The organism is Pseudomonas ogarae, from assembly GCF_014268695.2.
GTDB lineage: Bacteria > Pseudomonadota > Gammaproteobacteria > Pseudomonadales > Pseudomonadaceae > Aquipseudomonas > Aquipseudomonas kilonensis.
In genome coordinates, this window is the sequence record NZ_CP077086.1 from 140,733 (window position 1) to 164,142 (window position 23,410).

Here is a 23,410-nt window from a genome sequence, read left to right on the forward strand (position 1 = left end):
CTGGGCCATGGATGGCCCTTCGCGGCGGCCCACGGAGCGATGCCTTCGTTCAGGCATGCCGAGCCTAGGCGAGGCACCGAGTGGTGGGGCAGAAGCGTTTTGCTTACTTTTGCGCTTCTCAAAAGTGAGCCGCCGTAAGGGCGGACCCCTAAGTGGCCGTGACCGCAGAAACGGATATACACACCAGCCAATCCGCCCCCCACAAACGGCGCTTTCCATTTCTGAAAGGGTTGTAGGGCAAAGCTTCGAACCATGAGGGTCAACGAGACAGCACACTGATCGCAGCACGAGCAGCCTACAAATTTCATCCGCCGAATCTTTCCCAAGGCGAGGAGAAGGCTGGCATCGCCCCCCAGGATGAAATTTTTAAAGTGCGACCTCCTTCATGAGAGGTCACATTCGATGCCTACCCAACATCCATTCCTGCCCCAACATCTCGCGCTGGCAATAGCCTTGGCACTTGGCTGTGCCGAGGTTTCGATGGCCCAGTCAGTTGCCGAGAAAACCCGCCCCTTCGAAACAACCGCCGAGATGCAGGCTCGTCTCAAGGTGTTCGCGGCTGCGCCGGATACGAATATCCAGAGGGTCATCAAAGTCCAAGAAGCCCCCCTGTCGAAGGACGACAGTAACAATCTGGTGCTTGTAAGCAGGCAAGGCGAACTCATCGGGCTCACCGACGGTGGTGGCGGCGCCAACGTCTTGCAACTGGACATCGTCAAGGGAGGCGAGTTAGGTGAAATACGCAATTTCCAGGATCTGTATTTGAAGCGAGGCGAATGGTCAAACGACAGGGCTTTCGACAGCAGCAGCCTGATTGATTCGAACGCCAAATTGATTAATACCGGTGACATCCGCGGTGCGATGCACGTTCTTGGTGAACTCGTTAACCGGGGCACGGTGGCCGGGCCTGTCTTCGTGGGGAAAAAGGCCAGGTTCAGCGGTAGCGGGACGGTCGACGCGCTGGATGTGGACGGTCTGATGGAAGTCAATCCTGTAGCGGGCGCCCCGTTAGTGATCAACGATCTCAAATTATCCAAGAGCGCGACGCTGATTTACGGTTTGGACGCAGAGAAAGGCAACGCCACTATCAAGGTTGGCGGCACCGCTACCTTGGGCAATGCGACGCTGAAAATCACCTCCGTACCGGGTGAATACATCGATACGAGCAAACGTATCGTGATCGAGGCGGAGGACAAGGTCGAAGGGAAATTCGGGAAGGTCGTCAACGAACTCGCCTTTTTGAACGCGACACCTGACTACACCGTAGAGAAACAGGTGGGGCTGATCTTCGAACGCAACAAAGTTCCGACAGAAGAAATAGCCACCTCCGAAAACGGGCGGAAAGTCGTGAACGTAATTCAAGAGCTGCAACCGGACATGCCACTGCCGCCTGCCGCCGAACAGAATTCCAATCGCCCAACATCTAAGCCCACCGAACCACCAAAAGTTGTGGTCAGCGCCAAACCCAAGCCCGTCGTCCAAGTGCACGCTATCAAGCCAGCCCCCAAACCCAACGCCGCGATCAATGCCCTGCTCGGCACCAACCTGACCACTGCCGCCGATGCCATCGACCAACTGGGCGGTTACAACACCGCCGACCTGGGCAATGCCACCCTGAGTAGCATCGCGCCGATCAGTACGGGGATGCTCTCGGCCATGAGCCGGAGAAGTCCGGCGGATGGGTACGACAACGGCCAAGTCTGGGTCCAGGCCATCGGCAACAGCGGCAGCCTCGCCAAGCAATTGGGAAACTTTGCTCTCAAGCATTCGACAAAAGGTTTGATGCTGGGAACCGACTGGGCCGTCAGCCCTGATTGGCGGCTGGGCATCATCGGCAGCAAGACCCAGACGCGGATGGACAGTTATCAGTTCGACGGGGCCCTGGACAGTTGGCTCGCAGGCGCTTACGCCTTGCGTCAGGAAGGTCCGCTGGCGCTGCGTCTGGGCGCTGTCTATGGCAGTCATGACGGCAGCACCAAGCGCCACGTCGCCTTCAACGGGTTCAGGGATCGCCTGAAGGGCCGTTACGATGCCACGACACAGCAGATCTTCGGGCAGGTCGGCTACAACCTGGATATCGCTCATTTCGATATCGAGCCCTACGTCCAAGTGGGCTACCAACGCTACCAACGCGATGCCTATACAGAAAAAGGCGGGGACGCCGCGTTGCAGTACGACGGCCAGGCACAGGAACACTACAGCAGCGACCTCGGGCTGCGCCTTGCCCGTACCTTCGCGCTTGATCAAGGCATGCGCTTGACGCCGCGCCTGGATGTCGGCTGGAAGCACTTGTATGGCAACGTCAGGGGCAGTTCCCATCAACGCCTGGTCCGCGGGGGCAACACCTATATCATCGAAGGTATCGAGTTGGACCGTGACAGCCTGCTCCTGGAAGCCGGGCTGGACCTGGCCGTTTCACCCCGGCACACCTTTGGATTGAGCTACAGCGGTGAAACAGGCCAGGACAACCGCAACGGTGCGCTGATGGGCCAGTGGCGAATGATGTTCTGACAGGCAAAAAAAAGGGGAGCACATGCCCCCCCGAGGTTAAAACGTTGTATCGAGGCTGTTTATTCAGCCTTCGATCTCGATCAGGATCTCGCCCGGGTTGACCCGGTCGCCCTTGGCTACATGAATCGCGGTGACCTTGCCGGCGATGGCCGCCTGCACTTCGGTTTCCATTTTCATGGCTTCGGTGATCAGCACTGCTTGACCGGCCTTGACCACATCGCCCTCCTTGACCAGCACGTCAACGATGTTGCCCGGCATGGTGGTGCTGACATGGCCCGGCGCCGTGGCTTGCTTGCGCTTGCTGTTGCCACCACTTACAAATTCATTGAGCGGTTCGAACACGACCTCTTCCGGCATGCCATCGATGGACAGGTAGAAGTGACGCTTGCCTTCGGCCTTGACGCCGACACCGGTGATGTCGACGCGGTAGGTTTCGCCGTGGACGTCGATGACGAACTCGGTCGGCACGCCTTCGCCGCCCGCCGAGCTCACGCTGCCCGCCTCGGGGATTGGCAGCAGCACTTCCGGGGTCAGGGTGCCGGCTTCGCGTTCTTCGAGGAACTTGCGACCGATGTCCGGGAACATGGCGTAGGTCAGTACGTCCTCTTCGGACTTGGCCAGCGCACCGATTTCACCGCGCAGCTTGGTCATTTCCGGCTTGAGCAAATCGGCCGGACGCACGTCGATCACCTCTTCGCTGCCGATGGCCTGGCGACGCAGCTTCTCGCTCACCGAGCCTGGCGCCTTGCCGTAACCGCCCTGCAGATAGAGCTTCACTTCGTTGGTGATGGTCTTGTAGCGCTCACCGGCCAACACGTTGAAGAACGCCTGGGTACCGACGATCTGCGAAGTTGGGGTCACCAACGGCGGGAAGCCGAGGTCCTCGCGCACTCGCGGGATTTCCGCCAGCACTTCGTTCATCCGGTTCAGTGCGCCCTGCTCTTTCAACTGATTGGCAAGGTTGGAGATCATCCCGCCCGGTACCTGGTTGACCTGGACGCGGGTGTCCACTGCGGTGAACTCGCTTTCGAACTGGTGGTACTTCTTGCGCACAGCGTAGAAGTACAGGCCGATTTCCTGGAGCAGTTCCAGGCTCAGGCCGGTGTCGAACTCGCTGCCCTTGAGGGCCGCGACCATCGACTCGGTGCCCGGATGGCTGGTGCCCCAGGCGAAGCTGGAGATCGCGGTATCGATGTGATCAGCGCCGTTTTCGATAGCCTTGAGTTGGCACATCGCCGCCAGGCCAGCGGTGTCGTGGGAGTGGATGAACACTGGCAACGATTGCTCGGCCTTCAGCGCTTTCACCAGTTCGCCAGTGGCATACGGGGTCAGCAGACCAGCCATGTCCTTGATCGCCACCGAGTCGCAACCCATGGCTTCCATCTGCTTGGCCTGGGCCACGAACGCGTCGATGGTGTGCACCGGGCTGGTGGTGTAGGCGATGGTGCCCTGGGCGTGCTTGCCGGCGGCCTTCACCGCTTCGATGGCGACTTTCAGGTTACGCACGTCGTTCATCGCATCGAAAATACGGAACACGTCGATGCCATTGACGGCGGCCTTGGCCACGAACGCCTTGACCACGTCATCGCTGTAATGGCGGTAGCCCAGCAGGTTCTGCCCGCGCAGGAGCATTTGCAGACGGGTGTTGGGCAGTGCTGCGCGCAGTTGGCGCAGGCGCTCCCACGGGTCTTCTTTCAGGAAGCGCACGCAAGCGTCGAATGTCGCGCCGCCCCACACTTCCAGCGACCAATAGCCGACTTTGTCGAGCTTGTCGCAGATCGGCAGCATGTCTTCGGTGCGCATGCGGGTGGCGAGCAGCGATTGGTGGGCGTCGCGCAGGATTGTGTCGGTAACAAAGATCTTCTTGGACATGGTCATACTTCCTTACAGGCCTGCGTGGGCGGCAATGGCGGCGGCGATGGCCAAGGCCAGCTCTTCGGGTTTGCGCTTGATCGAGTAGTTGGTCAGTTCAGGGTGGCTTTCAACGAAGCTGGTATTGAACTGGCCGCTGCGGAATTCCGGATTGCGCAGAATCTCCTGGTAATACGCGGCGGTGGTCTTGACCCCCTGCAGGCGCATGTCATCCAGGGCCCGCAGGCCACGGTCCATTGCTTCTTCCCAGGTCAACGCCCAGACCACCAGTTTCAGGCACATCGAATCGTAGAACGGCGGAATGGTGTAGCCGGTGTAGATCGCCGTGTCGGTGCGCACACCCGGGCCGCCAGGGGCGTAATAGCGGGTGATCTTGCCGAAGCTGGGCAGGAAGTTGTTTTTCGGGTCCTCGGCGTTGATGCGGAACTGCAACGCAAAGCCACGGTGCTGGATGTCCTCCTGCTTGACCGACAGCGGCAACCCGGAGGCGATGCGGATCTGTTCGCGAACAATGTCGATACCGGTGATTTCTTCGGTGATGGTGTGCTCCACCTGCACCCGGGTGTTCATCTCCATGAAGTACACCTCGCCTTCGGCGAGCAGGAACTCCACGGTGCCGGCATTCTCGTAGCCCACGGCCTTGGCGGCACGCACCGACAGGTCGCCGATGTAGGCACGCTGCTCGGGGGTCAGCTGCGGGCTCGGGGCAATTTCGATCAGCTTCTGGTTGCGGCGCTGGATCGAGCAGTCACGTTCGAACAGGTGCACCACGTTGCCGAAACTGTCACCGAGGATCTGCGCTTCGATGTGCTTGGGATTGACGATGCACTTTTCCAGGAACACTTCCGCCGAGCCGAATGCCTTGGTGGCTTCGGAAATGACCCGCGGGAAAGCCTGTTCGAGTTCTTCGCGGCTGTTGCAGCGACGGATACCACGACCGCCGCCGCCGGACGTGGCCTTGAGCATCACCGGGTAACCGATCCGGTCACCTTCGGTCAGCGCTTCTTCAATGCCCGCCACGTTGCCTTCGGTGCCCGGCGTGACCGGCACACCGGCCTTGATCATGCTGCGGCGCGCTTCGGTCTTGTCGCCCATGCGGCGAATGACTTCTGCCGAAGGGCCAATGAATTTGATGCCGCGTTCAGCGCAGATGTCCGCCAGTTCGGCGTTTTCCGAGAGAAAACCGTAGCCGGGGTGCAAGGCATCACAGCCGGTTTCCACCGCCAGGTTCACCAGTTTGCGCGGGTTGAGGTAGCCGGCCAGCGGATCGGCGCCGATGCTGTGGGCCTCGTCCGCACGCTTGACGTGCAGCGCATGGCGGTCCGCGTCGGAGTAGACCGCGACCGAGCGAATGCCCATCTCGGCGCAAGCGCGCACGATGCGGACGGCAATCTCACCACGGTTGGCGATCAGGATCTTTGTTATCAATTGGAGGTTCCCTTGAGCCGGTGATACCACGGCCTGGGGTCCAGGCCGACGCGTGACCAGATGTAACAATTGGTCGCAGCCCCACACTAGTCCTGGCTGTTGATTAACAAAAATGAATAATTATTGGGTCATGCATAAGTAAAGACTTATAGTTGAGCCGTACGCCCCACCAAAGAGTGCTTAGAAAATGCGTAAGTCATTGATGCGTATGACATTGCGTCAATTGCAGATTTTCAACGAGGTGTGCGACCTGAGGTCCTACAGCCGTGCAGCTGATGAAATGTCTCTCACACAACCGGCCGTCAGCCTACAGATTCGTTCCCTGGAAGAGCTGATTGGCCAACCGCTGTTTGAGTATGTTGGCAAAAAGCTCTACATGACCGAAGCCGCCGAAGCCCTGCAACGTGCTAGCCGAGACATCTTCGGACGCCTGGAAAACCTCGACATGCAGCTCTCGGACATGCAGGGTTCGCTGCAAGGCCAATTGAAGCTGGCGGTGGAGTCCAGCGCCAAGTACTTCGTCCCGCACCTGTTCGCCGCGTTCAAGCGCCAGCATCCGGAGGTGAACCTGAACCTCACCGTGGTCAATCGCGGCCAGGTCATCCGCCGGCTCTCGGATAACCGTGACGACTTGGTGATCATGTCCATGGTGCCCCAGGACATGGGCCTGGAATTCCTGCCATTCCTCAACAACCCCATCGTCGCCGTGGCGCCGCCCGATCATCCGTTATGCCAAATGGGCCCGCTGCGCTTGCAAGACCTGGAGCCTTATACGCTGCTGCTGCGCGAGCCGGGGTCCGGCACGCGATTGGCCTGCGAGGAGTATTTCAAGGAGAAACGGGTGCATTTCACCCAGACACTGGAGGTGGCGTCGGCGGAGGCCCAGCGCGAGTGCGTGGTGGCCGGGCTGGGCGTGGCGCTGTTGACGCGCCACGCCGTGAGCCGGGAACTGTCGTCCGGCGCACTCATCGAGTTGCCGGTGGAGGAATTGCCGCTGTACCGCAGCTGGTGCCTGGTGCAGGCCAGGGCCAAACGCCTGTCACCGGTGGCTCACGCCTTCCTGGCATTCGTTCGCGGCGAGCGCGCTCAGATCATCGGCCTGGTTGAGCGTTTCGACGGGAAGCCGCCGGCGTTGCCTGCCAGTAATTGAACTCTGCCGCGTCAGGAAATTCGCTGATTTCGGCCAGGAGCTGGCGCTGTTCACAGCGGTCTTCGATGGCACGACGGAACGCCATGCGGCGCTGGTCTTCCTGCTGACGACGGGTTTTGACGGCGCTGCGTTCTTCGTAGGACTGGGTCATGTCGAGACTCCCAAGACGTATACGGGAGCTTTACGATGACGGCGCGGGATGACGGTTTGGCGGCGCGTGGGTTACAGAACGATGAATTCGGGCAGATGATCCCTGTGGCGAGGGAGCTTGCTCCCTCGCCACGAAAGCCCCTCGACCTCAGGGCTTGGGATTCAGTCGTCCAGCGCCTTCACCGACTTGGGCGACAGCCGCAGGCTGCGAAGGCTGCGCTTCACGCTCTTGAGGTGGTTGACCAGGCTTGGACCACGGGCCATGGCGACACCCATTGCCAGCACGTCGATCACCACCAGGTGGGCGATGCGCGAGGTCAGCGGCGTGTAGATCTCGGTGTCTTCATGCACGTCGATGGCCAGGTTCACCGTGGACAGTTCCGCCAATGGCGTCTGGCTCGGGCACAAGGTAATCAGCGAGGCACCGCTTTCGCGCACCAGGTTCGCGGTGATCAGCAAGTCCTTGGAACGCCCCGACTGGGAAATGCAGATCGCCACATCGGTGGGTTTCAAGGTCACCGCTGACATGGCCTGCATGTGCGGGTCGGAATAGGCCGCAGCCGTCAGCAGCAACCGGAAGAACTTGTGCTGGGCATCGGCTGCCACCGCACCCGAGGCACCGAAGCCATAAAACTCGACACGCTGGGCCTGGGACATGGCCGTGACGGCTTTTTGCAACGCCACCGGGTCGAGCTTCTCGCGAACCTCCATCAGGGTATGCAGGGTCGTGTCGAAGATTTTCAGGCTGTAGTCCGCCACTGAATCGTCTTCGTGGATCGCAAACTGACCGAAGCTCGCGCCGGCGGCCAGGCTTTGCGCCAGCTTGAGTTTCAGGTCCTGGAAACCCGAGCAACCGATGGCCCGGCAGAAACGCACGATGGTCGGTTCGCTGATGCCGACGCTGTGGGCAAGATCGGCCATGGAGCTATGCATCACGGCCGCAGGATCAAGCAGTACGTGATCGGCGACTTTCAGCTCCGACTTGCGTAGCAAGTGGCGTGACTGGGCGATGTGTTGCAACAGGTTCAAGGGGCTGGACTCTTGTTATGGGCAGGTGCCGGGATGTAGCAAGCTTGTAGTTATACTACAAGAATTGGCTTTTTGCCCGTCCAAAACGTAACTGGATTGCCTCGCTGCCCCTTTGTTTTGGCCGAGGATCCGTCGATGTAGCAGCTTGTGCCGTAGCGCAAACCTTCAACGCTGCCGATCCGCTGATTTCCAGGCCCGTCCTGAGCTTCCAACGCGGGAAAATCGTTTATTGGTCAATAGCCAACTACTAAAACAACTTGCGCCCCTCAACAATATCTCCCAGCAACAATAGACAGTATATCTTAAAACAGAACCAAGTAAGCCAGCGAAAACTCATTTCTCCTTACAATACCAAGCGCAATTGAGCAGACACCATCAAGGCAAAGTAGATATATTGGCTCCCGCAGGACGCAATCAACTTAACTACAGGAGTTACTACCATGAAAATCACGACTAAAGATTGGACCGCACAGATCGACCGCATGCCAGGTGTCGCGTCTTTCCGCACCTTTGGCACCGTCACTGTAGCCAATAGCGGCGTTACCCCGACGCTGGTACGCAGCGACCGCCAGGACAAGTCCTTTGATCTGCGACTGGACTTGAAACTTGAACATTCCGACGGAGTTTCACTGCCGGTACTGACAGACAAGTTTGTTGAATACAAAGAACTGGGCGATTCCAATGTCACGGGTGTCAGTATTTTTTTCGAAGGCCAGTTACTGCACCACATCGATGAAGTACTAGTCACTAACTAAGCTTAGACCCCATATCTTCCCGCCAGACAACTTTGTTGCCTGACGGGAAGTTATCGTTGCGGTTCAGGCTCATTCAACCAGGTGTTGCGCCCGCAACAACCCAACCAACCCTTCAGCCTCCACCGGCCGGCTGATCAGATACCCTTGAACCTCATCGCAACGTTCGTTCCTGAGGAATTCGAGCTGCTCCTGCCGCTCGACGCCTTCGGCCACGACCTTGAGCGACAGCCCATGAGCCATTGCAATGATTGCCCGGGTAATTGCCGCATCCACACTGCCCTCACCCAACCCGCGAATGAACGCCTGGTCGATCTTCACGTAATCCACCGGGATGCGCTTGAGGTAGCTCAGCGATGAGTAGCCGGTGCCAAAATCGTCGATCGCCAGCTTGACTCCAAGGTCCCGCAATTGCTGGAACGTGGCGATGATGTGTTCAACGCTGTCGAGCAGTTGGCTCTCGGTCAGTTCCAACTCCAGGTATTGCGGGGCCAGACCGGTTTCCTCCAGCACCTGCCGCACCAGGCTGACCAGCTTGCCCTGGCGCAGTTGATGCACCGACAGATTGACGGACACCCTGATCGGCGCGAGCCCCTGGCGCTGCCATTCGCATGCCTGCCAACAAGCCTGGCGCAACACGAATTCGCCAATCGGCCCGATCAACCCGGTCTCTTCGGCCAGGCCGATGAAATCCCCCGGCGGCACCCGCCCCATGGCCGGATGATCCCAACGCACCAACGCCTCGGCGGCGTTCAGGCGACCGGTCGCCAGGCACAGTTTTGGCTGATAAAAGACCTTCAGTTGTTGCTCTTCCAAGGCCTTGCGCAGCTGATTCTCCAGTTGCAGGCGCTCCAGCGTGCTGGCCTGGAGGCTATCGGTGTAGAACTGGAAGTTGTTGCCCCCCAAATGCTTGGCATGCTGCATAGCCATGTTCGCCTGGCTGACCAGTGTGGCAATTTCCCGCGTATTGTCGGGCAACAAGCTGATGCCAATGGAGGCACTGAGCACCAGTTCATGGCCTTCGATGGTCAGCGGCACACGCAGTTTGGCGGCCAGCCGGGTCGCCACCCGCGCCAGGCTTGAAAGGTTGCCATAGGCATCGAACAACACCGCAAACTCATCGCCCGATAACCGGGCGATGGTATCCGCCTCGGGCAGCGCATTGATCAGGCGTCGTGCCATTTTCTGCAACAACTGGTCGGCGATGTCATGGCCGAGACTGTCGTTGAGCAATTTGAAACGGTCCAGGTTGATATGCAGCAACGCCAGGCTGCGCCGTCCGCCCTGGCGCACACGCTGATGAGCTTCGTGCAGGCGCTCGCGAAACAGCGAGCGATTGGCCAGCCCGGTCAGTTCATCGTAATGGGTCAGGTAGCGCATCCGTTCTTCGGATTCGCGTCGCGCCGAAAGATCGGCGAAGAAGCCCACGATATGGCTGACATTTCCCCGCGCATTGCGCACGACGTTCAGTTGCAGCCATTGCGGATACAACTCGCCGTTGGCACGTGCCTCTACCAACTCACCCTGCCAGGTGCCGTGCTGCTTGAGCGCTTGGCGAATGATGGGGTAATGCCGGCGCGCATCGCGACTGCACGGCAGATCCACCACGTTACGCCCGAGCATGTCATCGATATTGAAACCGGTGACCCGCGTGAACGCCTGATTGGCAGCGAGTAGCACGTAGTGGGGGTCGAAAATCACGATCCCTTCGCTAGCAGCTTCGAACACTGTGGCCGCCAGTTGCCGTTGCTGCTCGAGCTCCTTGCTGACGCTAATGTCTCGCCGGGTGCCAACCATACGCAGCACCCGTCCGCTCACGCTGCGCTCCACGGCCCGGCCGCGGTCTTCGATCCAGACCCAGTGACCGTCGCCGTGACGCACGCGGTATTCGATCTGGTAATCCTCGCTGCGGCCCTTGAGGTGTTCGACCAGGGCTCGCTTGAGCGCCGGCAGGTCTTGAGGGTGCAGGCGCGGGGTGAGGTGAGTGAGCATCGCCGTGATGTATTCGGGCTCCAGGCCGAAGAGTTCCTTGAGCTGGGTGTGATGGACTTCGTCAGTCTGCAGGTTCCAATCCCACAACCCCAGCTCACTGGCCTTGAGCGCCAGGGCCAGACGCGCCTCACTCTTGCTCAAGGCCTGGCTGGTGACCTCCAGTTCAAGACTGCGCTGCGCTACCCGCGCCTCCAGGCCCACCTGGGCCGCCCGCAGTTTTTCCTCGGCAGAACGACGTTGCTCGACTTCCCGGGCCAGCGCGTCGTTGAGCTGGGCGCTGCGGGTTTGCGCTTGCTGCAGGTGCTCGATCAGCGCCTGGTTCTGGAAACGTCGCAACAGACTGCTTTGGATCAAGCGGTTGACTTGCCAGGCGACCACGCTCAACGAGACCAGCACAATCAGCCCAAGCCAGCCCCACCCGCGTTGCTGCTCATCGCCGCCCCAAAAGAGATAGCCGATGGCCGGTAACAGGCAGGGCAAGGTAAAGGACAGGAATGCGGGAAGACTCACCGCGTAGGCCACGCTGGCGGACAGGGCAGCCGCGCCAATCAGGCCGAACACCCAAGCCTGCTGCTGGAAGCTGTCAGCCGGGACCAACGCGATACCGGCCCCAGCCAGCGTCAGGCCGGTCATTGCTGAGCCCAGCAAAAACATGCGCAACCAGATCGGGTGTGCCTGGCGGCTTGGCATCGCCGAATCGAAAGCTGCCACCTGGATCACCCGCAAGGCCACCAGTGACAGCAACCAGACGAGCCAGACGCTGACCAGGAAATAGCGCCGCGGCTCCCACAACAGCGCGGCGCAGACCAGACCGTTGAGCAACATGAACAGCGTAGGCAGCAGCGAGCCTTGATACAGCAGACGTGTGCGCTCGACCGCCATCTCCGTGGCGTACTGCTTGCAGATGATCCGCGGCTCCACACAGGGGCCCGCCGGATCGGAATTGAGGGTCATTGGCACTGTTCTTGTTCTTATTCAGTAGAGCGTGGAGAACCCGAAACAAGCACCGAGCATACACAAGCCATGGGCCATCCCACACTGCCCCAGCTCATAAAAATACGGAAAAAGTCGCTATTTCATTGGCTCGCGCCCCTTCGAAGCGAGTCCCGCCAATGGCTGTAGCCTATGACCCGCCGGTCATCCACAACCGGTCTTTTATCGGCTGATGCAAAGCTCGGTTTGCCCGGGGTGACGCCGCACCCTAGAATGCCCCGATGCGCGATGATCTCTCCCTTCTGCTGAACTCCCTCAACGATGCCCAACGTCAGGCCGTAGCCGCCTCCGTGGGTCGTCAGTTGGTCCTGGCCGGTGCCGGCTCCGGTAAAACCCGAGTGCTGGTGCACCGTATCGCCTGGTTGATCCAGGTCGAGAACGCCTCGCCCCATTCGATCCTGTCGGTGACGTTCACCAACAAGGCCGCGGCCGAGATGCGCCATCGCATCGAGCAACTGATGGGCATCAACCCCGCCGGCATGTGGGTCGGCACGTTCCACGGCCTGGCGCACCGCTTGTTGCGGGCGCATTGGCAGGAGGCCGGGCTGAGCCAGACCTTCCAGATCCTGGACAGCGACGACCAGCAGCGCCTGGTCAAGCGGGTGATCCGCGAGCTGGGCCTGGACGAGCAGCGCTGGCCAGCCCGCCAGGCGCAATGGTTCATCAACGGCCAGAAAGACGAAGGCCTGCGTCCGCAGCACATCCAGGCCAGTGGCGACCTGTTCCTGGCGACCATGCGCAGCATTTACGAAGCCTACGAGGCGGCGTGCCAGCGTGCCGGAGTCATCGACTTCTCCGAGCTGCTACTACGGGCGCTGGACCTGTGGCGTGACCACCCAGGCCTGCTAGCCCATTACCAGAAGCGCTTCCGGCATGTACTGGTGGACGAATTCCAGGACACCAACGCCGTGCAATACGCCTGGTTGCGCCTGCTCGCCAAGGGCGGTGACAGCCTGATGGTGGTGGGTGACGACGACCAGTCGATCTACGGCTGGCGCGGCGCCAAGATCGAGAACATCCACCAATACTCGGCGGACTTCCCAGACGCCGAAGTCATCCGCCTGGAACAGAACTACCGCTCCACCGCCGGCATCCTCAAGGCCGCCAACGCCCTGATCGCCAACAATACCGGGCGCCTGGGCAAAGAGCTGTGGACCGACGGCGGCGAAGGCGAAGCGATCAACCTCTACGCCGCCTTCAACGAGCACGACGAAGCCCGCTACGTGGTGGAAACCATCGAAAGCGCGCTGAAAACCGGCCTGGCCCGCAGCGATATCGCCATCCTGTACCGTTCCAACGCCCAGTCGCGGGTGCTGGAAGAGGCGTTGCTGCGCGAGCGAATCCCCTACCGCATCTACGGCGGCCAGCGCTTCTTCGAACGCGCTGAAATCAAGAACGCCATGGCCTACCTGCGCCTGATCGAAGGTCGCGGCAACGATGCGGCCCTGGAGCGGGTGATCAACGTGCCAACGCGGGGCATCGGCGAGAAAACCGTCGAGGCGATTCGCGATCACGCGCGCCACAGCCACGTGTCCATGTGGGAAGCCATGCACCAACTGGTCGCCAACAAAGGCATGACCGGTCGCGCCGCCGGTGCGCTGAAGGCCTTCATGGACCTGATCGAAGACCTGGCCGCCAAGTGCGGGGAAATGCCTCTGCACTTGATGACCCAGACCGTCATTGAGCAGTCCGGCCTGATCGCCTACCACGAAGCGGAAAAAGGCGAGAAAGGCCAGGCCCGGGTGGAAAACCTTGAGGAACTGGTCAGCGCCGCCCGCAACTTCGAAAGCACCGAAGAAGACGCAGACCTGTCACCGCTGTCGGCCTTCCTGGGTCACGCCTCCCTGGAGGCCGGCGACACCCAGGCCGACGAGCATGAAGACAGCATCCAGCTGATGACCCTGCACAGCGCCAAAGGCCTGGAATTCCCCTACGTGTTCCTCGTGGGCATGGAAGAAGGCCTGTTCCCCCACAAGATGAGCCTGGAAGAACCGGGACGCCTGGAGGAGGAACGGCGCCTGGCCTATGTCGGTATCACCCGCGCCATGCAGAATCTGGTGCTGACCTACGCCGAAACCCGACGTTTGTATGGCAGCGAGACCTACAACAAGGTGTCACGCTTCGTACGTGAAGTCCCGAAGGGACTGATCCAGGAAGTGCGGCTGTCCAACAGTGTCAGCCGACCGTTCGGTGGCGGCCAGCAACAAAGCGCCAGCAGCCTGTTCGGCGGCAGCAACATCCCGGAAACCGGCTTCAGCCTCGGCCAGACCGTGCGGCATTCGGTATTCGGCGACGGCGTGATCCTCAACTTCGAGGGTGCTGGCGCCCAGGCGCGGGTGCAGGTGAACTTCAGCGAAGGCAGCAAGTGGCTGATGCTGGGGTATGCCAAGCTGGAAGCGATCTAAGGATTTCGTAAGAAGCACCTTGCTGTGGGAGCAAGGCTTGCCCGCGAGGCGGTGGCACATTCAACACAGATGCGTCAGACAGATCGCTATCGCGGGCAAGCCTTGCTCCCACAGGTATCTTCATCTCCCGCATTAGTTTCCGACCGAACTTATTTACTTTTCCTACAGCCCAAAGCGAACAAGCCTTCTTGCACAGCCGAAGCTGAACCTAAGCTGTCACGCAAAAGCCCGAAACACTCTGCCGCTAGCCAGCAACAGTTCAGCTGTGCAACATGGCGCGCGTGCTATCCACAAATGGGAATGCCTTTATATGAAACGTTTTCTTAGCATCGCCATGGCGCTGTGCATCGGCCTGACGATGGCAATCGACGCCAATGCCGCCAAACGCTTTGGCGGTGGTAAAAGTTCGGGCGCGGCCCCGACTCACCAGACCAGCCAGATGGCGCCGTCCTCTGCAGCCGGTTCCACTGCCGCCACCGCGGGCGCGGCCGGTGCTGCTGGCGCTGCCACGAAGGCCAGCGGTGCTTCGCGCTGGCTCGGCCCCCTGGCCGGCATCGCCGCCGGTGGCCTGCTCGCCTCCATGTTCATGGGCGACGGCTTCCAGGGCATGCAGATCTTCGACATCCTGATCATGGCGGTCATCGCCTTCCTGGCCTTCCGCTTCATTGCCGCCCGTCGTCGCAAGCAGCAGGAGCAATTGGCTCCGGCCGGCCACGCGCCGATGCAACGGGAAGAGTTGAACCAGCAACCGGCCGGTGGCTCGATCTTCGGCGGTTCCGCAGCGCCTGCCGCCGTCCGTCCGGTCATCAATGCGCCAGCCTGGTTCAACGAAGGCCGCTTCGTCGAAGCCGCGCGCAACCATTTCATGTCCCTGCAGCAACATTGGGATGCGAACGAAATGGACAAGATCTCCGAGTTCGTAACCCCGCAACTGCTGGAGTTCCTCAAGCGCGAGCGGGCCGAACTGGGCGATGGCTTCCAGTCCACCTACATCGACAATCTGAACGTGCAACTGGACGGCGTCGACGATCGCGCCGACAAGACCATCGCCACCCTGACCTTCAGCGGTGTGTCGAAGGATTCTCGCTTCGACAAGGGCGAAGCGTTCAGCGAAAGCTGGAACATGGAACGTGCCCAGGGCGATGACCAGCCTTGGCTGGTGGCCGGTATCCGCCAGAACGGTTGAACCTTTGCCCGTTTTGCATGTTGAAATAAAAGAACCCCGGCTCAGGCCGGGGTTTTCTATTTCGCAGTTGCATCTATAGCGAGCTACTGTATAAACCGCTCCATATAAAACCGCGCCATCGAGAAAGAGGATCCCCGGACGTGGAAGAAATCATCGAACAATTGCGTGAAGCCAACGAGCCCGTACCGGTCCCGCTGGAGTTGCCCGACGAAGACTTGCTGGTAGAGATCGAGGAGCAGCTGTTCATCGATATCCCATTCGTCTTCAGGGAATTTTTGCTGACCGTCAGCGATGTCGTCTATGGCAGCCTGGAACCGGTGACCGTCACCGATCCACAATCCCACACCTACCTGCCGGATGTGGCCGCCAATGCCTGGGATGCCGGTGTCGACCGCAGCCTGATCCCGATCTGCCAGGACGGCGACGATTATTATTGCGTCGAAGAAGACGGCACTGTGGTGCTGTGGCAGGCCGAAGAAGAACTGATCGCCGAAGAAACCTGGGAATCGGTCTGGCACTGGGCGCGGGACGTCTGGCTGGAAAGCTGAGCCCCACGGCCGGTCAATGCCCGGACGATTCCTTGTGGTTGTCCAGGGTTTCAAGCAAGGCCACCTGCATGCGCGTATGCAGGCGGATGAACCAGCGCCAGAGCAATGCCGCCACGGCAGTCGCTACCACGGCGATCAGTACGAGCAACTTGTTGGTCGGCAGGATGCTGGCCGACAAGGCCGCCAATAGCAGGAAAATCACCAGCAGCGAGAGAATCGGGATCACTTCGGCGATCACCCGACGCACGCGCTGGGTGTGGCGGCCTGCCATCTCCGGCTTCACGCCCATCTCCGCCAACAGCATCGACAGCGCCTTGAGCTTGCGATAGGCGGCGATCAGGAACGGTAGCGACAGCAACAACGCCCCGCCCCAAATCAAGGCTTTCTGCCAGCTCGGGTCGCTGATCCACGCTTGCAAGTAAGCCGACATCCGCTCGGCGAAAAAACCGCCCGAGACAAAAATCGCAATGACCAGCGCCAGATTGACCCCCACCTGCAACAGAATCCGCCGGATCATCGACGCCACCATCGCCCCTTCGCCGTGGGGCTGGATACTGCGCAGCCATTCGCCATACATCCCCAGCACCCGCGTCAGCCGTTGCGGCATGAGCGTCGCCAACTTGACGGACAGCGGATCGGCGGCCCGGATCAGGTACGGCGTCAACAGTGTGGTCAACACCGAGACGGCGACCGCGACTGGATAGAGGAAATCGCTGGTGACCTGCAGGGTCATCCCCAACGACGCGATGATGAAGGAGAATTCGCCGATCTGCGAAAGGCCCATCCCAACGCGCAGCGAGGTGCGTCCGTCGTTGCCAGCGATAAAGGCACCGAGGCCGCAGGACAACATCTTGCCGAGCACCACTGCACCCGTGATCACCGCAATCGGCCAGGCGTACTGCAGCAATATCGCCGGATCGAGCATCAGCCCGATGGCGACGAAAAAAATCGCGCTGAACAGATCGCGCACCGGTTCCACCAGCCGCTCGATTTTCAGCAGTTGCCGGGACTCGGCCATGATCGCACCGATCAGGAACGCCCCGAGCACCATGCTGTATTCCAGCTTCACCACCAGCAGGCAGAAGCCGAAACACAGGCCCAATACGGTAATCAGGAGCATTTCGTTGCTGTCGAACTTCGCCACGTAGGCCAGCACCCTCGGCACCAGCAGAATGCCGATGACCAACGCGACGATCATGAACAACGACAACTTGCCCACCGTGGAAAACACCTCGCCGGAGCTCACGGTGCCGCCGACGGCAATGCTCGACAGCAGGGCGATGATGCCAATACCGAGGATGTCCTCGACGATCAACACCCCGAAAATCAGCTGTGCGAAGCGCTCGTTCTTCATCTTCAGGTCATTGAGGGCCTTGACGATGATGGTGGTGGAGGAAATGGCCAGGATCGCGCCGAGGAACAGCGAGTCCATGGTGCTCCACTCGAACCAGCGGCCGATTTCATAGCCGATCCAGATCATCAGCACAATTTCGAGGAACGCCGCGATGAACGCCGTGGCCCCGACCTTGAACAGTTTGCGCAGGCTGAACTCCAGACCCAGGCAAAACATCAGGAAGATCACCCCAAGCTCGGCCAGGGTCTTGATCGTGTCTTCGTCGTGGATAAAACCGAACGGCGGCGTATGCGGGCCGATGATGAAGCCGGCCACGATGTAGCCCAATACCACCGGTTGCTTGAAACGATGAAAGAGTACGGTCACCAGCCCCGCAGCCATCATGATGATTGCCAAGTCTTGAATGAAACTGATGGCATGCATGTCGGGGCTCCCTGTTCAAAATGACTCACTGCAGAGCTGGAGAAATCCGTTTCCTCTGTAGGAATTGCCCTCACAACGGGCTTTTGAAGGGTAACACCGCGACTTCCGACAAAAAGACAGTGCAATATATGGAAACAGATCCATCGGCGCGTGACGGCAACCACAGGCGCAGCGTCCCGATATCGGTGGTTTTTAAAACCTGGTGACCTGTTTGCAGGCCACCCACCAGCACCCGCAGAGGTGCACTCCAACATTGCTGCCTTGAACCGTGAGTACGTTATGGAACCCGGAAACGCCCAGCTGTCGATGACGGTGTTGATGACCCCCGATATGGCCAACTTCTCTGGCAATGTCCATGGCGGCACCTTGCTCAAATACCTCGACGAAGTCGCCTACGCCTGCGCCAGCCGCTACGCCGGGCGCTACGTGGTGACCCTGTCGGTTGACCAGGTCATTTTCCGTGAGCCGATTCATGTCGGCGAACTGGTGACCTTCCTGGCCTCGGTGAACTACACCGGCAACACGTCGATGGAAGTGGGCATCAAAGTCGTGACCGAAAATATTCGCGAACGCTCGGTGCGCCACACCAACAGTTGCTTCTTCACCATGGTTGCGGTGGATGACCTGCGTAAACCCGCAGCCGTGCCGCCCTTGCAGCCACACAACAGCGAAGAAAAACGCCGCTACGAACAAGCCCAGCAACGCCGGCAGATTCGCCAGGAGCTGGAAAAGCGTTATCAGGACATCAAGGCAGACGGGCCCTAAGCGACCGCCGAAAACCAATTGTGGGGAGCTTGCTCGCGATGAGGCCATTACATTCAACATCAATGTCGACTGTTAGACCGCCATCGCGAGCAAGCTCGCTCCCACAGGGATTTGCAGCATTTCCCCGGATGCGATCAGAGACTGATCGGCACTGCCTCGAACCGCACCCGTGGATGGGCGATCCGGTCCTGGGCGCGGACCAGTTCCAGCTCATAGCTTGTGCAGGCCTGGGTTTCCAGCAGCACTTCATGCACCGCTGCGGCAGTGAACTCGAGCGCCGCCACCAGACTGTCCCCCAACAGTATCCGCGCCAGGAACAACCCTGACGTCAGGTCACCCACGCCCACCGGCTGACGCGGGAAAGCCAACAGCGGACGGCGCAGGTGCCAGCTACCGTCGGCGGTCACCAACAGCATTTCGAAGCTGTCATCCGGCTTGCCAGGGTAGGCCAGGTGCTTGACCAGCACTGCCTTCGGGCCACGGGCCAGCAATGCCCGGGCCATGGCCAGGCAATCGAGCAACGATTGCGCCTTGCGTCCTGAAAAACTGTCCAGCTCCAGTTGGTTCGGGCACATGAGGTCCGCCACGGCAGCAGCTTCTTCCAGGAGAAACTCGCTCACCTCGGGCGCCACGATACAGCCCTTCTCTGGATGCCCCATAACCGGGTCACACAGGTACAGCGCCTTCGGATTGGCGGCCTTGATCCGCGCCACGCCCGTCAGAATCGCCCGCCCCTGAGCCGCGCTGCCCAGGTAACCGGACAACACCGCATCGCAATGGCCCAGCTCACCGATGGCCGCGATGCCTTCTACCAATGCCGGTATCTGCTCTGGGGCCAGCACTTCACCGGCCCATTGGCCGTACTGGGTGTGATTGGAAAACTGCACAGTGTTGAGCGGCCAAACGTTCACGCCAACCCGCTGCATCGGAAACACTGCGGCGCTATTGCCGGCGTGTCCGAACACCACGTGGGACTGAATGGCAAGCAGATGAGGCGTACGTTTCATGCGGGAAATTTCCGTAAAACGATTGAAATTCAAGCCGCGCAGTATGCGACTAAACGCAGCCTATACGACAGACCGGCGAGACAGTTAAGCTGGCAGCAACTTGTTGGAGCACCTCGTTCATGCTGACCCTTGGAAACATTTTCGTGCTGATGTTGCTGGCTACCGGCGGCGCCTGGCTGTGGCACAACCATGGCTTGCGCGAACGGGCGTTGGCGAGGGTCGTGCAGCATTGCGCCAACCTCAAGATCGAGCTGCTGGACGGCAACGTGGCGCTGAAAAAGATCGGTTTCGTGAAAGACGCCAGCGGACGACGACGGCTGGCTCGCGTCTACACCTTCGAGTTCACCGTCACCGGCGAAAGCCGCCATTCGGGCACCATCACCCAGTTTGGTGCCCACAGCGCACAAATAGAGCTGGCGCCCTACCCGATGCCCTTCGAAGAAACACCGCCAACGCCGATTGAACCGGTCCAGACCAGGCCCAGGGCTGAAGTCATCGAGTTGAGCCAATGGCGCCAGGAACACAACAAATGGAAGCCTTGAAACACGGCTGACTCAGCGACACTGACAATTCGCCAGCCCGGCTTGCAGACCATCAACGTCTTGCGCCCGATCGAAAATCAGCTCGATCCGAGAATCCTGGCGCCACTCACTGGCTTGCCAACCCAGCATCGCCCCCTCTAGCGCATTGGCTGAAACCCAACCACCGACGCTGTGGATAACCATCTTCCCCCGTTTCCAGTCTTGGCCTTGTAGCCATCGCGTCAATGCCGCTGCGTCGAATTGCTGGCTAGGGTGCCAGCGCCAACCAATACTCCAGCCACCTTCCTGCTGCTGATACAAGCAGATCGGCAGCGTTGGGTCGGACCAAATGGCCGGTATCTGGCTCAGGCTCTTGGGCAAGATCAAGTTATCCACAGCTCCGCTGCCCCGAGCCGCAAGGCCTGGCAATCGCTCGATCGGCAGCGCAGCCTGTTGCGTCCAGTACAACGCACGCCCTGGCAGTTGCGCCGTCAGCCGTTCACGATCGGCTTGTGTGAGGGTCTCGGACTTGTTCAGCACCAGCAGTCCGGCATCCGCCAGGGTTTGTTGCTGCGCGTCGGGCAAGGGCTTGCCGTCCGCCATCGCCCGGGCGTCCAACACCAGCACACAGGGTTGCACCGCCAGCACGCCGAGCCATGGCGCTTCGCTCAACTGCCGCAGCAACTGTGCCGGATGACCCAGGCCAGAGGGTTCGATGAATAGCCGATCCGGCCTGGCCTTGCGTAGCAAACGCCCAAGACCGATCTGAAACGGCGCGCCGTTGACGCAGCACAAGCAGCCACCGGCCACTTCGCCCAGTGCGATACCATCGCCCGCCTGGGTCAGCAACGCGGCATCCAGGCCGATCTGGCCGAACTCATTGATCAGCACCGCCCAGCGCTCATTGGCCGGGCGCTGCGCCAGCAGATGCCTGATCAGGCTGGTCTTGCCGGCGCCCAAGGGACCCGCGATGACATGGGTGGGAATGTGCTGCAACATAATCGACGGCTTTCGATGGAGGTGAATATGCGAATGATCGGCTGGTTGTTACTGGCACTGACTTCGAACCAGGCATTGGCCCAGGCTTGCGTGGTCCACAGCCAGGCGGAGCGGCTGGATGTGAAAGTCTGCCAGCAGAACCGCAACATCCCGCAGAAGCTGTTTGCCGATGGTTTCTGCCAGCCAAACCTTGCCGGCCAGAAGGTCGAGGTGCAATACGTCGATCAATGCCCCGGCGGCGCGTTCGGCGTTTGCAGCAACGCTCAGGTCGCCAATATGCCTTACCGCCAGGATATTCACTATTACGGCGTGGCGACCGATGCCGCTTATCTGCAGCCCTTTTGCGAAGGGCAGAACCAAGGCACCTGGCTCAAGCCTTAAGCCAGCCAATCCAGCGTGAGAATCAATCGACGCTCTCCCGGCGCGAGATCCGGTGATCGATGGATCAGGCCAAGGCCTTCGTTGCCTTGCCATTTTTCGCCTTTAAGCAAACCCACATCACCGCAACGAAACTGCTGGATCACGCGCGGATCACTGGGCTCAGCCTCAGGCTCGGCAAGTCGTCGACGGTCCATGGCACCTTCCTCAAGCCACTGGCTGCCGACGCCCGCATAGGTGGTCAGCAGCCGCACCGGCACGTGGTCAACGTGAAAGCGCGGACACATCGCCTTGTCCAGCGTGCGCAGGCGCAGGCCGACACGTTGGGCACCCAATAGGCAGGCAAATGCACTGACCAGCCAGGAGACATCGGCGATAAAGCCTTCGTAGCCTTGCAGGTCGCTGAAACCTGCAGCCAGGCCCTGCAACGCCGGCTGCGTGTCTTCCTCCGGCAACTCGAGCACGCGTGATTCGGCCAGCGACTGGTCCATCGCCAGCACCATGGCCGCAAAATCGCTGATGTGTGCAGGAAGCTGACGCTGCCAGACCGCCAGGTTGGTGCCGTCGTCCAGGATCTGCGTGAATACCCCTGGCGTATCACCTTGGGCCTGCCGTACCGGCACCGCCCTTTTCAAACTGGGCGCCAGCATCACGCTGCCACCTCTTCATGCCATGGACCGAACGGATCGGGTAACAAGCGCCAATTTTCGGCGCCTAAGGCCATTTCCGCGTCTGTGAGCAAGCAAGCGTCCAATTCAGCGGTGAGCTGGCTGAAGTTGATGTCCTGACCAATGAAGACGAGCTCCTGACGGCAATCGCCTGTGGCAGCGAGCCAGTTCTTCATGATCGCCGCTGTGCTCTCTTCATCCTGCGGCCATTGGTTTTTCGGCACGAACCGCCACCAGCGCCCGGCAAAACCATGCCGCATCAAGCCCCCGGCCTGGGACCAACTGCCCGCCTCCTCAGGTTTGCTGGCCAGCCAGAAGAACCCCTTGGAGCGCAGGAGTTTGCCGTTAGGCCATGGACGGTCGATGAAACTGAAAAAGCGCTCGGGATGAAACGGTCGGCGTGCCCGATAGGCGGTCGAGGCGATGCCATATTCCTCGGTTTCTGGCACGTGCGCGCCACGCAGCTCCTGCAGCCAGCCAGGGGCCTGGGCGGCGCGTTCGAAGTCGAAAAGGCCTGTGTCGAGGATTCTGCCCAGCGGCACCTGCCCCATGACCATGGGGAGGATCTGCGCCTGGGCGTTGAGGCGCTGCAGAATCGCGGTCAACTCTTCCCGTTCATGCTGGCTGATCAGGTCGATCTTGCTGATCAGAATCACGTCGGCAAACTCGATCTGTTCGATCAGCAGGTCGGTGATCGAGCGTTCATCGTCCTCACCCAGGGTTTCACCCCGCGATGCAAGGCTTTCAGCGGCCTGGTAATCCAGCAGGAAATTCACCCCATCGACCACCGTCACCATAGTGTCGAGTCGCGCCACATCGGCCAGGCTTCGGCCTTCTTCATCACGAAACGTGAAGGTTTCTGCCACTGGCAGCGGTTCGGAAATACCCGTGGACTCGATCAGCAGGTAATCGAAACGCCCTTCCCTGGCGAGTTGCCCAACTTCTTCGAGCAAGTCCTCGCGCAACGTGCAGCAGATGCAGCCGTTGCTCATTTCCACCAGTTTTTCTTCGGAACGACTCAGGGTGACATCTCGCTGGACTTCGCTGCCATCGATGTTGATCTCGCTCATATCATTGACGATCACCGCGACCCGTAGATTGTCGCGATTACGCAAAACGTGGTTGAGCAGCGTGCTTTTGCCGGCACCGAGAAATCCGGAAAGGACGGTTACGGGAAGACGATTGGGCATCAGGTATATCCTCATCAGGCGGCCGCTTCGACTACGGCTCGTTTCCAGGGTTTGGCGTGGTTCAGGATCCGGTTGTTTTTATGTTATAG

At 60.1% G+C, this 23,410-nt stretch carries 19 protein-coding genes; 9 read left to right on the plus strand and 10 right to left on the minus strand.

What is annotated here, in order from left to right:
- Positions 1 to 402 precede the first annotated feature (402 nt).
- Positions 403 to 2,511, plus strand: a complete 2,109-nt coding sequence (locus tag HU749_RS00565) for an autotransporter outer membrane beta-barrel domain-containing protein (RefSeq protein WP_186649445.1) — start codon at positions 403 to 405, stop codon at positions 2,509 to 2,511.
- A 63-nt stretch (positions 2,512 to 2,574) separates the two neighbouring features.
- On the opposite strand, the gene oadA is transcribed toward HU749_RS00565, so the two are convergent.
- Positions 2,575 to 4,383, minus strand: a complete 1,809-nt coding sequence (oadA, locus tag HU749_RS00570; RefSeq protein WP_079302125.1) for a sodium-extruding oxaloacetate decarboxylase subunit alpha — start codon at positions 4,381 to 4,383, stop codon at positions 2,575 to 2,577.
- Positions 4,384 to 4,395: 12 nt separating this feature from the next.
- A complete protein-coding gene (locus HU749_RS00575; protein ID WP_003187105.1) occupies positions 4,396 to 5,811 on the minus strand; it encodes an acetyl-CoA carboxylase biotin carboxylase subunit in 1,416 nt (471 codons plus the stop codon).
- Between the two features lie 187 nt (positions 5,812 to 5,998).
- On the opposite strand from HU749_RS00575, the gene HU749_RS00580 reads away from it, so the two are divergent.
- Positions 5,999 to 6,961 (plus strand): LysR family transcriptional regulator, encoded by a 963-nt coding sequence (locus HU749_RS00580; protein ID WP_186649448.1) that lies wholly within the window; start codon positions 5,999 to 6,001, stop codon positions 6,959 to 6,961.
- Here the strand turns inward: HU749_RS00580 and HU749_RS00585 are convergent.
- Positions 6,903 to 7,112, minus strand: coding sequence for a PA3496 family putative envelope integrity protein (locus HU749_RS00585; RefSeq protein WP_079302123.1), 210 nt, complete (start codon positions 7,110 to 7,112; stop codon positions 6,903 to 6,905). The genes HU749_RS00580 and HU749_RS00585 overlap by 59 nt on opposite strands.
- Before the next feature lie 161 nt (positions 7,113 to 7,273).
- A complete protein-coding gene (gene hexR, locus HU749_RS00590) occupies positions 7,274 to 8,140 on the minus strand; it encodes a transcriptional regulator HexR (RefSeq protein ID WP_003187110.1) in 867 nt (288 codons plus the stop codon).
- 440 nt (positions 8,141 to 8,580) lie between these two features.
- Between hexR and HU749_RS00595 the strand changes: the two genes are divergently transcribed.
- The gene (locus HU749_RS00595) at positions 8,581 to 8,895 is read left to right on the plus strand and encodes a hypothetical protein (protein ID WP_079302122.1); all 315 of its coding nucleotides are present in this window, start codon (positions 8,581 to 8,583) and stop codon (positions 8,893 to 8,895) included.
- A gap of 69 nt (positions 8,896 to 8,964) precedes the next feature.
- Here the strand turns inward: HU749_RS00595 and HU749_RS00600 are convergent, their stop codons facing one another.
- A complete protein-coding gene (locus tag HU749_RS00600; protein WP_079302121.1) occupies positions 8,965 to 11,838 on the minus strand; it encodes a putative bifunctional diguanylate cyclase/phosphodiesterase in 2,874 nt (957 codons plus the stop codon).
- 260 nt (positions 11,839 to 12,098) lie between these two features.
- On the opposite strand from HU749_RS00600, the gene uvrD reads away from it, so the two are divergent.
- The 3 genes from uvrD to HU749_RS00615 all read left to right on the plus strand — a co-directional run bounded on the left by uvrD (position 12,099) and on the right by HU749_RS00615 (position 16,016).
- The gene (gene uvrD, locus HU749_RS00605) at positions 12,099 to 14,282 is read left to right on the plus strand and encodes a DNA helicase II (protein WP_079302120.1); all 2,184 of its coding nucleotides are present in this window, start codon (positions 12,099 to 12,101) and stop codon (positions 14,280 to 14,282) included.
- A 310-nt stretch (positions 14,283 to 14,592) separates the two neighbouring features.
- Positions 14,593 to 15,468 carry a Tim44 domain-containing protein gene (locus HU749_RS00610; RefSeq protein ID WP_046063328.1) on the plus strand — a complete coding sequence of 292 codons (876 nt, stop codon included), beginning with the start codon at positions 14,593 to 14,595 and terminating at the stop codon, positions 15,466 to 15,468.
- A 140-nt stretch (positions 15,469 to 15,608) separates the two neighbouring features.
- Positions 15,609 to 16,016 carry an SMI1/KNR4 family protein gene (locus HU749_RS00615; protein ID WP_003187120.1) on the plus strand — a complete coding sequence of 136 codons (408 nt, stop codon included), beginning with the start codon at positions 15,609 to 15,611 and terminating at the stop codon, positions 16,014 to 16,016.
- A 13-nt stretch (positions 16,017 to 16,029) separates the two neighbouring features.
- On the opposite strand, the gene HU749_RS00620 is transcribed toward HU749_RS00615, so the two are convergent.
- Positions 16,030 to 17,793: a cation:proton antiporter gene (locus tag HU749_RS00620; RefSeq protein WP_046063329.1), complete on the minus strand. Its 1,764-nt coding sequence runs from the start codon at positions 17,791 to 17,793 to the stop codon at positions 16,030 to 16,032.
- A gap of 279 nt (positions 17,794 to 18,072) precedes the next feature.
- On the opposite strand from HU749_RS00620, the gene HU749_RS00625 reads away from it, so the two are divergent.
- Positions 18,073 to 18,558, plus strand: a complete 486-nt coding sequence (locus HU749_RS00625) for an acyl-CoA thioesterase (RefSeq protein WP_014340939.1) — start codon at positions 18,073 to 18,075, stop codon at positions 18,556 to 18,558.
- A 134-nt stretch (positions 18,559 to 18,692) separates the two neighbouring features.
- On the opposite strand, the gene pdxY is transcribed toward HU749_RS00625, so the two are convergent.
- Positions 18,693 to 19,565 carry a pyridoxal kinase PdxY gene (pdxY, locus tag HU749_RS00630; RefSeq protein WP_014340940.1) on the minus strand — a complete coding sequence of 291 codons (873 nt, stop codon included), beginning with the start codon at positions 19,563 to 19,565 and terminating at the stop codon, positions 18,693 to 18,695.
- Between the two features lie 119 nt (positions 19,566 to 19,684).
- Here pdxY and HU749_RS00635 point away from each other — a divergent pair, with 119 nt between their 5' ends.
- Positions 19,685 to 20,107 carry a DUF3301 domain-containing protein gene (locus HU749_RS00635; RefSeq protein WP_186649451.1) on the plus strand — a complete coding sequence of 141 codons (423 nt, stop codon included), beginning with the start codon at positions 19,685 to 19,687 and terminating at the stop codon, positions 20,105 to 20,107.
- 12 nt (positions 20,108 to 20,119) lie between these two features.
- Here HU749_RS00635 and HU749_RS00640 read toward each other — a convergent pair whose 3' ends face one another.
- Entirely contained in the window at positions 20,120 to 21,085 is a 966-nt protein-coding gene (locus HU749_RS00640; protein ID WP_186649454.1) for a CobW family GTP-binding protein, read from the minus strand.
- A 27-nt stretch (positions 21,086 to 21,112) separates the two neighbouring features.
- On the opposite strand from HU749_RS00640, the gene HU749_RS00645 reads away from it, so the two are divergent.
- Positions 21,113 to 21,466 carry an NADH:ubiquinone oxidoreductase gene (locus HU749_RS00645; protein WP_186649457.1) on the plus strand — a complete coding sequence of 118 codons (354 nt, stop codon included), beginning with the start codon at positions 21,113 to 21,115 and terminating at the stop codon, positions 21,464 to 21,466.
- Here the strand turns inward: HU749_RS00645 and HU749_RS00650 are convergent.
- Both HU749_RS00650 and zigA read right to left on the minus strand, forming a co-directional pair.
- Entirely contained in the window at positions 21,463 to 22,113 is a 651-nt protein-coding gene (locus HU749_RS00650; RefSeq protein WP_079302117.1) for a DUF1826 domain-containing protein, read from the minus strand. The genes HU749_RS00645 and HU749_RS00650 overlap by 4 nt on opposite strands.
- Entirely contained in the window at positions 22,113 to 23,321 is a 1,209-nt protein-coding gene (zigA, locus tag HU749_RS00655) for a zinc metallochaperone GTPase ZigA (RefSeq protein ID WP_079302116.1), read from the minus strand. Before zigA ends, HU749_RS00650 begins: the two co-directional genes overlap by 1 nt.
- Positions 23,322 to 23,410: the final 89 nt, after the last annotated feature.